1 protein-coding gene is annotated in these 240 nt (G+C 72.5%); it reads left to right on the top strand.

Annotated elements, in window-relative coordinates:
* Nucleotides 1–240: hypothetical protein (locus tag ACQG3P_RS22740; protein WP_426806316.1), on the top strand; the 240-nt coding region annotated here is incomplete at both ends.

Raw genomic sequence — 240 nt, 5'->3', positions numbered from 1 at the left:
ACACGCCCGGCAGCGTGCCCGAAGGCTGGCGCGCAGGCCCCACCGGCACCACCCCGGACGGGGTCCACAGCGTCGCAAAACAGTACCGCGCGCACGACATGCCCGGCGGCTGGAGCCTGCCCAACGACGGCTACGGCTGCGGCTACAAGGCCGGGCGGGAAACGGTGACGGGCCTGGCTGGCTACGGCTTCGAGACCGGGCTGTGGGCCGAGAACGGCGTGGACGAGAGCGCCTGTGAAG

This window comes from Stenotrophomonas sp. SrG, from assembly GCF_050031795.1.
In the GTDB taxonomy this organism is placed as follows: Bacteria; Pseudomonadota; Gammaproteobacteria; order Xanthomonadales; family Xanthomonadaceae; genus Stenotrophomonas; species Stenotrophomonas rhizophila_A.
This window is presented reverse-complemented; position numbering and strand designations above follow the sequence as displayed.